This is a genomic window from Gallaecimonas kandeliae (genome assembly GCF_030450055.1).
Classification (GTDB): Bacteria; Pseudomonadota; Gammaproteobacteria; order Enterobacterales; family Gallaecimonadaceae; genus Gallaecimonas; species Gallaecimonas kandeliae.
Genome location: NZ_CP118480.1, coordinates 310,563 through 322,986, shown reverse-complemented (window position 1 = coordinate 322,986; position 12,424 = coordinate 310,563). Strand labels below are relative to the sequence as shown.

Below are 12,424 nucleotides of genomic sequence, written 5' to 3'. Positions count from 1 at the left end.
ACCCATGGAAAACCTCAACTTCATACTGACGGTGGCCGGTGCCTCCGTCGTAGGCCTGCTCTTCATCGGCCTCATTTTCGCCAAGCTCTATCACAGGGCGTCCAAGGAGGTGGCCTTCGTGCGCACCGGCATGGGCGGCGAGAAGGTGGTCAAGGACGGCGGCGCCCTGGTACTGCCGGTGCTGCAGGAAGTCATCAACGTCAACATGAACACGTTGCGCCTGGAAGTGCGCCGCGCCAACGAGGCGGCCCTGATCACCCGCGACCGGATGCGGGTGGACGTGACAGCCGAATTCTACGTGCGGGTGGCCCCGACAGTGGAAGCGATCAGCGTCGCCGCCCAGACCCTGGGTAACCGCACCCTGGAAGTGGATAGCCTCAAATCCCTGATCGAAGGCAAGTTCGTCGACGTGCTGCGGGCCGTGGCCGCCGAGATGGCCATGGAAGAGCTGCATGAAAAGCGGTCCGACTTCGTACAGCGGGTGCAGAACAATGTGCGGGTGGACCTGGAGAAGAACGGCCTGGAGCTGGAGTCGGTATCCCTGACCGGCCTGGACCAGACGGATCCCAAGTACTTCCGCCTGGACAACGCCTTCGACGCCGAGGGCCTGACCCAGCTTACCAAGATCACCGAGTCGCGCCGCAAGCAGCGCAACGACATAGAGCGGGAAACCGAGGTGCAGATCCAGGAGCGCAATCTGGAATCGGAACAGCGCTCCCTGGCCATCAAGCGCGAGAGCGAATACGCCCGCCTCCAGCAGGAGAAGGAAGTCGAACTGCGCCGCGCCGAGCAAGGCACTGAGCTGGCCAAGGAGCGAGCCGACAAGAACCGCGAAGCCGAGCTGGCCACCATAGAGGCCGACCGCGCCATCGAAGAGGCCCGCATCTCCAAGGAGCGGGAAGTGGAAGCCAAGGAGATCGAAAAGCGCCGCCAGTTGGAGGAAGCCGAGATAGTCCGTAAGCGTACTCTGGAGCTGGCCGAGCAGGAAAAGGCCATAGCCCTGGCCCGCAAGTCCGAGGAAGAATCCGCCGCCCGCGCCAAGGCCTCAGAGGCCGAAGCCCTGTCGGTAGCCGCCTCGGAGAACGTCCGTACCGTCCAGGAGACGGCCGCCGCCGAGCGTGACAAGCAGATCGAGATCATCGAGGCCAGCAAGGCCGCCGAGATGGACGCCGTCAAGATCCGGGTCGCCGCCCAGACCGAAAAGGCCGCCGCCGAGGACAGGGCCCAGGCCCTGCTGACCGAGGCCAAGGCCAAGGCCGAACAGGCGGAGATCCAGGCCCAGGCGGAAGCCGAGGCCGAGAAGACCCGCGCCGAAGCCAAGGCCAAGAGCTACGAGGTGGAAGCGGCCGGCCAACGCGCCCTGCACGAAGCCAGCAACGTGCTGTCCACAGAGCAGGTGGAGATGCAGCTGAAAATGGCCCTCTACAAGTACCTGCCTGACATCATCCGCGAGTCGGTCAAGCCCATGGAGAACATCGACGGCATCAAGATAGTGCAGATGGACGGTTTTGCCGGCCAGGCCATGGGTGGCGGCGAAGTCAAACGCGAAGGCAGCGGCAACCTGGCCGACTCGGTGGCGGAAGCGGCCTTGCGCTACCGCACCCAGGCGCCCCTGGTGGACGCCCTCTTGGAAGAGATAGGCTTGAAGGACGGCATCACCCGCCTCGACAAGCTCAATTCCTGATAAAGAAAAGCGGCCACAGGGCCGCTTTTTTCATGGCTTGGCTTTCAGGCTGGCGGCGCCCCTCGCCACCATCCGCAGCTGCAGTATCACCTTGTCCGCCAAGCCCTTACGGGCGGTGCGGGACAGGTCCAAGGCCTCGGCGCCGGCCGAGAACACCAGGGTCACCATGGCGTCGGCCTGGACCCTGGCTTCCTCCTCGCCGAAGTCCAGTTCCTTTTGCAGATAGTCGGCCAGCTCGGCGATGAAGTGCTGGATCTCCCGGCTCACTGCCGCCCTGAAAGCGGCCGAGGTGCCGGAGCGCTCCCGCAGCAGCAGCCTGAAAACGTTGCCGTTGTCGTTGATGAACTCCATGAAGGTGTCCACCGAGGTGCGGATGATGGAGCCGCCGCTGGAGCCGGCAATGCGGGCCCTGGCCTGGCGCATCAGCTGGCGCAGGGTCAGGCCGGCCTCGTCCACCAAGGTCAGGCCCAGCTCATCCATGTCCTTGAAATGGCGGTAGAAAGAGGTAGGCGCTATGCCCGCTTCCCGGGTCACCTCCCGCAAGGAGAGGTTGGAGAAGCTGGTCTCGGCGCAGAGCTGGCTGAGGGCCGCGTCTATGATGGTGCGGCGGGTCTTGAATTTCTGTTGCGCACGAGGCCCCATGCAACACTACTCCCTGGTTAGAGGGGCCTATTCTAGCGCCATTTCCCCCCGGCGCCAGCCAACGCCAAAACAGCTCAAAATTTAGACAAAGATCCAGATCCGACTTTTTGCCGATTGACACAGAGGAGCCCCGCCTCTTAAATAGCGCACAGTTGTAAGCTGAAGTGGAAGTACCATGACCAAACCCCGCCTGCTCTGGGTCAACGTGACCTTCTTTACCGTTTCGACCCTGATGGCCCTGGTGGCAGCACCTCTGTGGGGATATTTCCACGGCTTTGAGACCTGGCAATGGCTGACATTGATTGTGCTGTTCAGCTACTGCAACCTGTCCATCACCGCCGGCTACCACAGGCTCTGGTCCCACAAGACCTACCAGGCCCACCCGGCCCTGCGCTGGCTGTTCGCCCTGGGTGGCGCCCTGGCAATCCAGAACTCCGTCATCCACTGGTCTTCCGATCACCGTGTCCACCACCGCCACGTGGATGACAACAAGGTCGACCCCTATTCCGCCGGCCGCGGCTTCTGGTTCTCCCACATCGGCTGGATGCTGCGCGAATACCAGCCTGACCGCTATGACGACTACGGCAACGTCCGTGACCTGCAGAAGGACCCCGTGGTGGCCTTCCAGCACAAGCATTACCTGGCCCTGACCCTGGTGATGAACTTCGGCATTCCCCTGCTGCTGGGCATGGTCTTCGGTGACGTCATTGGCGCCTTGCTGCTGGTGGGCTTCGTGCGCATCTTCCTGACCCATCACACCACCTTCTTCATCAACTCCCTGGCCCATATCTGGGGCAAGCGCACCTACAGCGACAAGCACACGGCCCGCGACAACGGCTTCCTGGCGCTGCTCACCTTCGGCGAGGGCTACCACAACTTCCATCACAGCTTCGAGAACGACTACCGCAACGGCATCCGTTGGTTCGACTACGACCCCACCAAGTGGCTGATCAAGGGCGCCAGCCTGCTGGGCCTGGCCCAAGGCCTGCGCAAGACCCCCGAAGAGCTGATCGTCAAGGCCAGGCTGACCCGCCAGTTGGAAGAGACCAAGGTCCGCGCCCAGGCCAAGGGCCTCTGCTTCAACGAACTGCACCGCCATTACGAAGAGACCCTGGCCGCCGCCCAGCACTACTATCAGCTGCGCAAGCGCTGGCTGCAGATGAAGAAGGCCAAACTGATGCAGTCGGTCGAGGCCCTGGAGCTGCGCCGCCAGCTGGAGGAAATGGGCGAGAAATTCCGCCAGATGCAGAGCCACTGGCAGCAGCTAAGGCTGCAACTGGCATGACCAAAGGCGCCTTCGGGCGCCTTTTTTCGTATCATAGGGCCTTCTCGACGGAGGTGACATGAGCAAGATCCGCTTGACCCAATACAGCCACGGCGCCGGCTGTGGCTGCAAGATCTCCCCCAAGGTGCTGGACGCCATACTGGCCGGCTCCAAGAGCCAGATGGTCTTCCCCGACCTGCTGGTGGGTAACGACAGCAAGGATGACGCCGCCGTGGTGGACCTCGGTGACGGCACCGGCATCGTCTCCACCACCGACTTCTTCATGCCCATAGTGGACGACCCGGCCGACTTCGGCCGCATCGCCGCCACCAACGCCATCTCCGACATCTACGCCATGGGCGGCACGCCCTTGATGGCCATCGCCATCCTCGGCTGGCCGGTCAACCAGATCCCCGCCGAGGTGGCGGGCCAGGTGGTGGCCGGCGGCCGCGAGGTCTGCGAGGCGGCCGGTATTCCCCTGGCCGGGGGCCACAGCATAGACGCCCCCGAGCCCATCTTCGGCCTGGCCGTCACGGGCCGGGTGCCCCTCAACCGCCTCAAGCGCAACGGCGGCGCCCAGCCCGGCGACCGCCTCTACCTCAGCAAGGCGCTGGGGGTGGGGGTGCTGACCACGGCCGAGAAGAAGGGCCTGCTGCAACCCCAGCACCAGACCCTGGCCCGGGACCAGATGGTGATCCTCAACAGCTTCGGCGCCAAGGCCGCCGACCTGGCCGGCGTGCGGGCCATGACAGACGTCACCGGCTTCGGCCTGGCCGGCCACCTGCTGGAAATGCTGGAAGCCTCCGGCTGCTCGGCCCGCCTGGACTTCGACAGCCTGCCGCTGCTGGACGGCCTGGACCATTACCTGGCCCTCGGCGCCGTGCCGGGCGGCACCCACCGCAACCTGGACGCCTACGGCCACAAGCTGCCGGAGCTGCCGGAGCGGTTGCGCCAGATCCTGGCCGACCCCCAGACCTCAGGTGGCCTGCTGATCGCCGTGGCCGAAGAAGCGGCGGCCGAGCTGGAGCAGTTGGCAACCGAAGCCGGGCAGGCGCTGCACGCCGTTGGCCGTATCGAAACCAAGGGTGCGCAATGGCTGGCCCTGTAATTCCTCAATCCCGTTTCGACGAACTGCTGCTGGCCGGCACCCCTCTGATGGACGTGCGGGCACCGGTGGAGTTTGCCAAGGGCGCCATCCCCAACGCCTGCAACCTGCCGCTGATGACGGACGGTGAGCGGGCCAAGGTGGGCACCCGCTACAAGGAAGAGGGCCAGCAGGCCGCCATCGCCCTGGGCCATGAGCTGGTCAGGGGCAAGACCAAGGCGGAACGCGTCCAGGCCTGGCGGGCCTTCGCCGAGGCCAACCCCCAGGGGGCCCTCTATTGCTTCCGTGGCGGCCTGCGTTCGCAGATCACCCAGCAGTGGTTGGCCGAAGCGGGGGTCGAGCTGCCCTACGTGGAAGGGGGCTACAAGGCGCTGCGCCAGCACCTCATCGACATAGCGGAAGCGGCGGCACGCCAGCCGCTGTTCCTGGTGGCAGGCTGCACCGGGGTCGGCAAGACCGGCTTTATCGAAGGCTTCGAAGAGAGCGTGGATCTGGAAGGCCTGGCTCGGCACCGGGGTTCGGCTTTCGGCAAACGGGTAGCGCCCCAGCCCAGCCCCATCGATTTCGAGAACCAGCTGGCCCTGGCGCTGCTGAAAAAGCGCCGGGCCGGCTTCAAGGCCCTGCTGCTGGAGGACGAATCCCGGCTGATCGGCGCCGTCTCGCTGCCGCTGCCACTGTTCGAGGCCATGAAGGAAGCACCGCTCTTCCTGCTCGAAGAACCCTTCGAGGCCAGGGCAGCGCGCATCCACCACCAGTACATCCAGAGCAACCTGGCCGACTTCCAGGCCGAGCTGGGGGCCGAAGCGGGTTTCGCGGCTTTCGCCGAGGGGCTGCGCAGCAGCTTCAAGGGGATCAGCAGGCGCCTGGGGGACAGGCGCTACCGGGAGCTGGCCGCCATCCTGGAAGAGGCCCTGGCCGCCCAGGAAAAGGGCGACGGCGAAGGCCACCTCAGCTGGATAAGGGCCCTGTTGCAGGACTACTACGACCCCATGTACCAGTACCAGTTGGGCAAGGTGCAGGGGCGGGTGCTGGCCCGGGGTGACGCCGAGAGCCTGGCCCCAAAAATCAGGGCCGTACTGGACGCCGCCGCGGGCTAGAACCTCAGGCCAGGGCTTCCAGGCGCCGGGCCGCCCGCAGGGCCCGGTAAACCAGCAACACCGCCAGGGCCATGGCCCCCGTCAAGGCCCACTGGGGCGCCAGGGGCAGGGCCACCGCCGCCAGGGAAATGCAGGACCCCAGGGCCATCTGCACGAAGAGCACCAGGGAGGCGGCCACCCCGGCCTCTTCACCGAAGGGCGCCAGGGCCAGGCCGGTGGCGGGCCCCAGGCTGGCAGCGAAGCCGGCACAGGCCAGGGCCACCGGCAGCATGTAGCCCCAGGGGCTGGCGCCCAGCAGGCCGAAGTTGAAGCCAAGGGTCAAGGCCCCCAGCAGCAACCAGGCGCCGGCCACTCCCAGGCAGGCCACCTGGCCGAAGCGGCGGATCACCCAGTTGGCCTTGAGGCTGGCCGTCAGTATCCAGAGGGCGTTGACCCCAAACACCAGGGCGAAGGCCAGAGGCTCCAGGCCCCCCTCCTCCATCAGCACAGTCGGCGCCAGGGACACGTAAGTGGTGACCATACCCATGCCGGCGGCATTGACCAGGGCGAAGCGCAGGAAGTTGGGGCTACGCAGGATGCGCCAGTATTGGCCGAAGGGAATACCGGCCGTGACCTTGGTGCCCGGTGGCCGGGTCTCCGGCAGAAAACGCCACACCACCGCCAGCATCAGCAGCGCATAACCGGCCAGGAAGGCGAAGGGCGCCTGCCAGCCGTAATGCTGGGCCAGGATACCGCCGATCAGCGGCGCCAGGGCCGGTACTATGTTGAGGGCGCCGTTGAGGAAGGAATAGGCCTGGGCGCTTTCCTCGCCGTCCAGGCGATCGCGGACGGCGGAAAAGGCCACTACGGAAGTACCGCACACGGCCGTGCCCTGGATCAGGCGGGAAGCGACGAAAAGCCAGCCGCTGTCGGCCACCATGGCCAGCAAGGCGCCGCCCAGGTAGAGCAGTATGCCGGCCATGGCCACAGGCCTGCGGCCGAAGCGGTCCGCCAGGGGCCCCGCCACCAATTGGCCCAGGCCCATCATCAACAGGAAGAGGCTGACGGTACTCTGCACCAGGGCCTGGGGCGTAGCCAGCCCGGATGCGATCTCAGGAATGGCCGGCAGGTAGATATCGATACCCAAGGGGCTGAACAACACCAGAAACAACAACAACCACTTCAACCAGGCCATGCACCCTCCAACAGCGAGGGCGCCACCTTAACGGCGGCCAGTCATGAATTCCAATGATATGATTTCAACAAAGCCATTCCTTTGAGGCATAGCCATGGATCTCAACCGCCTGGCCAAGGTGGACCTCAACCTGCTGGTGAGCCTGGAGGCGCTGCTGGCCACCGGCTCGGTCTCCCAAGCCGCCGGCCAGCTGCACCTTACCCAATCGGCCCTGTCCAAGGCCCTGGCCAGGCTGCGGGTCCTCTTCGACGACCCCCTGCTGGTCCGCCACGGCCAGGGCATGAGGCCCACGGCCAGGGCCGAGGCGCTGCGGGCCCAGTTGGCGGAGCTGTTGCCGCGGCTCAGCCAGTTGCTGGAACCCGAAGGCTTCGACCCGGCCAACAGCGAGCGCAGCTTCCGGCTCAGCGTCATCGACGGCGCCTACACCCTCTTCCTGCACCACTGGCTGCCGCAGCTGCGGGCAGAGGCGCCGGGCGTCCGCCTGGAATGCTTCCCAGCCCAGGAGGACATGCTCGAAGCCCTGGCCAGCGGCCGCCAGGAGCTGGCCGTCACCGCCAGGGACGAGCCCATAGCCCCGCTGCCGCCGGGCTTTCGCAGCCAACTGCTGATGACGGACCACTATGTGTGCGTGTCCGCCAGGGACAACCCCCGCCTGGCCAGGCCCTGGGACCTGGCTGCCTTCCTGGATTGGCCCCAGGTCCATATCCACTGCGACTGGAACGGCGACTGGCTGCTGGACGTGGAGCTGGCCCGGCTTGGTCACCGCCGCCAGCTGATGATGCAGGTGGCCAGCCTGCAGGCGGCGCTGCAATCGGTGCTCTGTTCGGATCTGCTGACCATATTGCCGGCGGCCTACGCCAGGGAAGTGGCCCAGCGCTATCCCATAGCCCAGCGCGAGCTACCCCTGGCCCTGCCCATCGGCCTGCCGCCCTTGCAGCAACGGCTGGTCTGGCACCAACGCAGCGACGGCGACCCCGGCCTCCATTGGCTGATCGGCTTTTTTCAGGCGGCTGTGCCAAAATAGGCGCGCAAAATTCGGAGGTAGCAGTGGCCAAATACCAGTACGACACCCTGATCATCGGCACGGGCCCGGGCGGCGAAGGGGCCGCCATGCAGCTGGCCAAGCACGGCCAGAAGGTCGCCGTCATAGAGCGGCACCACGAGGTGGGGGGCGGCTGCACCCACTGGGGCACCATTCCCTCCAAGGCGTTGCGCCATTCGGTGTCGCGGCTGGTGGAATACAACCAGAGCCCGCTCTTTGCCGAGGTCCAGCCCGCCGGCCGCCTGACCTTCACCCACATACTGCGCCACGCCGAGTCGGTGATCGGCAAGCAGGTCAAGCTGCGTTCCGGCTTCTACAACCGCAACCAGGTGCAGGTGATCCGCGGCGAGGCCCGCTTCCAGGACCCCCACCACCTGCTGGTGCGCCAGCCGGACGGCGCCGATGAGGTGCTGAGCGCCGCCAATATCGTCATCGCTACCGGCTCCCGGCCCTACCGGCCGGCGGACATCGACTTCAGCCACCCCAGGGTCTACGACTCCGACAGCATCCTCAGCCTCAAGCACGAGCCCCGCTCCGTCATCATCTACGGCGCCGGCGTCATCGGCTGCGAGTACGCCTCCATCTTCCGCGGCCTGTCGGTGAAGGTGGACCTCATCAACACCCGCGACCGGCTGCTGTCCTTCCTGGACGCCGAGATCTCCGACGCCCTCTCCTACCACCTGCGCAGCTCCGGCACCGTGATCCGCCACAACGAGGAATACGAGCGGGTGGAGCCCCAGGACGACGGCGTAGTGATGCACTTCAAGTCCGGCAAGAAGCTCAAGGCCGACTGCCTGCTGTTCGCCAACGGCCGCACCGGCAACACCGACCGCCTCAACTTGGATGCCGTCGGGCTCGAGGCCAACAGCCGCGGCCAGTTGGAGGTCAACGGCCGCTACCAGACGGCCCAGCCCCACATAGTGGCGGTGGGGGACGTCATCGGTTACCCCTCCCTGGCCTCGGCGGCCTACGACCAAGGCCGCATCGCCGCCAGCGCCATACTGCACGGCGAGGCCTGCCTGGATAATCTCATCAGCGACATCCCCACCGGCATCTACACCATTCCCGAGATCAGCTCGGTCGGTAAGACAGAGGAGGAGCTGACCGCCGCCAAGGTGCCCTACGAAGTGGGCCGCGCCCAGTTCCAGCACCTGGCCCGGGCCCAGATCGCCGGCTCCCCCATCGGCTGCCTGAAACTGCTCTTCCATCGCGACACCAAGGCCATCCTCGGCATCCACTGCTTCGGCGAGCGGGCCTCGGAGATCATCCACATCGGCCAGGCGATCATGGAGCAGAAGGGGGAAGGCAACAGCGTCGAGTATTTCGTCAACACCACCTTCAACTATCCCACCATGGCCGAAGCCTTCCGGGTGGCGGCCCTTAACGGACTCAACAGGCTTTTCTGAGGAAAGACAATGGAACGTGCGCTCGAGAAACTGATGTACAGCTCCCGCTGGCTGCTGGCCCCTATCTACATGGGCCTGAGCTTGGTGCTGCTGGCCCTGGCCGTGAAGTTCTTCCAGGAGATAATCCACCTGGCTCCTTCCATGCTGGAGATGACCGAGACCAACCTGATCCTGGCCATACTGACCCTCATCGACGTGGCCCTGGTGGGGGGCCTTATCGTGATGGTGATGCTGTCGGGCTATGAGAACTTCGTCTCCCAACTGGACTTGAGCGAAGGCAGCGAGAAGCTGGGCTGGCTGGGCAAGATGGATTCTGGCAGCCTCAAGACCAAGGTCTCCGCCTCCATCGTCGCCATCTCCGCCATCCACCTGCTCAAGGTGTTCATGAACGCCAAGGACATCGATGACAACAAGCTGATGTGGTACTGCCTTATCCACCTCACCTTCGTGGTATCGGCCTTCGGCATGGGCGTGCTGGACAAGATCAGCCAGAAGAAATAACGAGAGGCGCCCCAGGGCGCCTTTTTTGCGCCTCCACTTATAACCTCCCGTTATGGATTAGCAGTTTTTGATAGGTGAGTTTGGGGAACTTTCCTCCCAAAATGCACCACAGCGACTTCCAGGAGGTTACTCATGCGCTTTTCCCTTTTGACGCTGGCCCTTTCCAGCACCCTGGCCGCCCCCCTTTGGGCCGCCGACAACAACGATCAGACCGAAACCATCGAGGTGGTGGGCTCGCGCATCGCCCTGCGCACCGCCACCGACAGCGCCGCCCCGGTGGACATCATCACCGGCGAGCAGCTGGCCGCCACCGGCATGACAGAGACGGCCAGGGCCCTGCAGTTCGCGGCGCCCAGCTACAACTTCCCCTTTTCCGCCGTGACCGACGGCTCTGACGCCGTGCGCCCCGCCACCCTGCGCGGCATGAGCCCGGATCACACCCTGGTGCTGGTCAACGGCAAGCGCCGCCACGGCTCGGCCCTGGTGCACCTGTCCGGCACCGTCGGCAAGGGCGCCTCCAACGTCGACCTCAACGCCATTCCCGTCACCGCCATCAAGCGCATCGAGATCCTCCGTGACGGCGCCTCGGCCCAGTACGGCTCAGACGCCATCGCCGGTGTCATCAACATAGTGCTCAAGGACGACGCCGAAGGCGGCGCCCTCAACGTCCAGGGCGGCCAGACCTACCAGGGCGACGGCGAGCAGTGGCGGGTCGGCTGGAACCAGGGGCTGCGCTTCCTGGACGACGGCTTCGTCAACCTTTCCTTCGAGGCCCAGCACAAGAACAAGACCAACAGGGCCGGTCCGGACCCGCGCCAGCAGTACCCTCTGCTCGCCGATGGTTCGCCGGATCCCCGCGAGGCCACCTTCAACCGCAAGAGCCACCACGTGGGCGACGCCCAGTACGACAACATCGGCCTCTTCGTCAACGCCGCCAAGCCGCTCGACAACGGCAAGCTCTACGCCTTCGGCGGCATCTCCAACCGCGAGACCAAGTCCGGCGCCTTCTACCGCCGCGCCCTGGACAGCCGCAACCTGCCACAGGTCTACCCGGACGGCTTCCTGCCGAAGCTGGCCCCAGAGATCCGCGACCAGTCCCTGAACCTCGGCTACCAGTTCGAACTGGGCGACTGGCAGTTCGACAGCTCGGTCGGCTTCGGCAAGAACCGCTTCAAGTACAAGGTCAAGGACAGCCTCAACACCAGCCTGGGCGCCGACACCCCCACCGACTTCTACGCCGGGGCCCTGTCCACCAGCGAGACTAACCTCAACCTGGACGCCTCCCGCGACATCGCCTTCTTCAACGACTCCAACCTGATGCTGGCCTTGGGCGCCGCCTGGCGCAAGAACCAGTACCAGGTGGAAGCGGGCGAACCCGACTCCTACTTCGGCAGCGGCAGCCAGGGCTTCATGGGCTTCACCCCCGAGTCCGCCACCAAGGAAAGCCGCCACAACCTGGGGCTCTACCTGGAGCTGGAAAACCAGCTGACCGATGACTTCTACTGGGCGGCGGCGCTGCGCCACGAGGACTACTCCGACTTCGGCACCAACAACAGCTGGAAGCTGGCCGGCCGCTATGAGCTGAGCAGCCAGTTCGCTGTGCGGGCCACGGCCAACACCGGCTTCCGCGCCCCCAGCGTGCAGCAGCTCTACTTCACCAACATCTCCACCTTGTTCAATCCGGACCCCGTCACCGGCGACCTGGTGCCCACCGAGTCCGGCACCTTTAACAACCTGGCTCCCATCACCCAGGCCCTGGGCGTCGGCAAGCTGCGGCCGGAGCGATCCAAGTCCTACAGCATGGGCCTGGTCTACACAGGCGACGACGGCCTGGCCGTGACCCTGGACGCCTACCAGATCAAGGTGGACGACCGCATAGTGCTGTCCTCCTCCCTGAGCAGCAAGGACGCCAGCCTGCCGCAAAACGTGCGCGACCTCATCGGTGCCACAGGCGCCGAGGCGGCCCGCTTCTTCGTCAACGCCGTGGACACCAAGACCCAGGGCCTCGATCTGGTGGTGACCCAGGACTGGGATCTCGGCGGCTACGGTTCCCTCAAGGGCAACCTGGCCTGGGGTTACAACAAGACGGACATCGAGGACGTGCACCTGCCGCAGCTGCTGGGCGGCCTTGAGGGGCGGCTGTTCGACGACATAGAACGGACCCGGATGACGGCGGCCAACCCCCGCAACACCGGCAGCCTGGGCCTGACCCACAGGCTGGGCGACTTCCAGACCACGGCCAGGGTCAACTACTTCGGCACCTACAGCATTGGCTACAGCAGTGGCCCGGTGAAATACGACCACAGATGGGTGGCCGACCTGGCGGTGAAATACTTCGCCACCGATCACCTGGCCCTGACATTGGGCGCCCAGAACCTCTTCGACACCTACCCGGAGAAGCGGCCGGAGGACAACAACTTCAACGGCATCTTCGTCTACCCGCTGACCAACTCGCCCTTCGGCTTCAACGGCGGCTACTACTACCTGGAAGCCGAATACCGCTACTGAT

General features: G+C 65.2%; 10 protein-coding genes. 8 read left to right on the top strand and 2 right to left on the bottom strand.

The window, feature by feature from the left end; translation table 11 throughout:
* The first annotated feature begins 4 nt into the window (after positions 1-4).
* Entirely contained in the window at positions 5-1,684 is a 1,680-nt protein-coding gene (locus tag PVT67_RS01430; RefSeq protein ID WP_301497089.1) for a flotillin domain-containing protein, read from the top strand.
* A gap of 30 nt (positions 1,685-1,714) precedes the next feature.
* Here PVT67_RS01430 and fabR read toward each other — a convergent pair whose 3' ends face one another.
* Positions 1,715-2,326, bottom strand: coding sequence for an HTH-type transcriptional repressor FabR (gene fabR / locus PVT67_RS01425; RefSeq protein ID WP_301497086.1), 612 nt, complete (start codon positions 2,324-2,326; stop codon positions 1,715-1,717).
* Between the two features lie 175 nt (positions 2,327-2,501).
* Between fabR and PVT67_RS01420 the strand changes: the two genes are divergently transcribed.
* The 3 genes from PVT67_RS01420 to mnmH are packed head-to-tail and all read left to right on the top strand — an operon-like array spanning position 2,502 to position 5,792.
* Positions 2,502-3,611 carry a fatty acid desaturase gene (locus PVT67_RS01420; RefSeq protein ID WP_301497084.1) on the top strand — a complete coding sequence of 370 codons (1,110 nt, stop codon included), beginning with the start codon at positions 2,502-2,504 and terminating at the stop codon, positions 3,609-3,611.
* A 58-nt stretch (positions 3,612-3,669) separates the two neighbouring features.
* A complete protein-coding gene (selD, locus tag PVT67_RS01415) occupies positions 3,670-4,698 on the top strand; it encodes a selenide, water dikinase SelD (protein ID WP_301497082.1) in 1,029 nt (342 codons plus the stop codon).
* Positions 4,683-5,792, top strand: coding sequence for a tRNA 2-selenouridine(34) synthase MnmH (gene mnmH, locus PVT67_RS01410; RefSeq protein ID WP_301497080.1), 1,110 nt, complete (start codon positions 4,683-4,685; stop codon positions 5,790-5,792). Before selD ends, mnmH begins: the two co-directional genes overlap by 16 nt.
* A 4-nt stretch (positions 5,793-5,796) precedes the next feature.
* Here the strand turns inward: mnmH and PVT67_RS01405 are convergent, their stop codons facing one another.
* On the bottom strand, positions 5,797-6,966 hold the full coding sequence (locus PVT67_RS01405) for a multidrug effflux MFS transporter (protein ID WP_301497078.1): 1,170 nt from the start codon (positions 6,964-6,966) through the stop codon (positions 5,797-5,799).
* 94 nt (positions 6,967-7,060) lie between these two features.
* On the opposite strand from PVT67_RS01405, the gene PVT67_RS01400 reads away from it, so the two are divergent.
* The 4 genes from PVT67_RS01400 to PVT67_RS01385 all read left to right on the top strand — a co-directional run bounded on the left by PVT67_RS01400 (position 7,061) and on the right by PVT67_RS01385 (position 12,423).
* Positions 7,061-7,990 (top strand): LysR family transcriptional regulator, encoded by a 930-nt coding sequence (locus PVT67_RS01400; protein ID WP_301497076.1) that lies wholly within the window; start codon positions 7,061-7,063, stop codon positions 7,988-7,990.
* Between the two features lie 23 nt (positions 7,991-8,013).
* The gene (gene sthA / locus PVT67_RS01395; protein ID WP_301497074.1) at positions 8,014-9,414 is read left to right on the top strand and encodes a Si-specific NAD(P)(+) transhydrogenase; all 1,401 of its coding nucleotides are present in this window, start codon (positions 8,014-8,016) and stop codon (positions 9,412-9,414) included.
* 9 nt (positions 9,415-9,423) lie between these two features.
* Complete coding sequence (locus PVT67_RS01390; protein ID WP_301497071.1) at positions 9,424-9,915, top strand: TIGR00645 family protein; 492 nt, start codon at positions 9,424-9,426, stop codon at positions 9,913-9,915.
* 132 nt (positions 9,916-10,047) lie between these two features.
* Positions 10,048-12,423 carry a TonB-dependent receptor plug domain-containing protein gene (locus tag PVT67_RS01385; RefSeq protein ID WP_301497068.1) on the top strand — a complete coding sequence of 792 codons (2,376 nt, stop codon included), beginning with the start codon at positions 10,048-10,050 and terminating at the stop codon, positions 12,421-12,423.
* Position 12,424 lies beyond the last annotated feature (1 nt).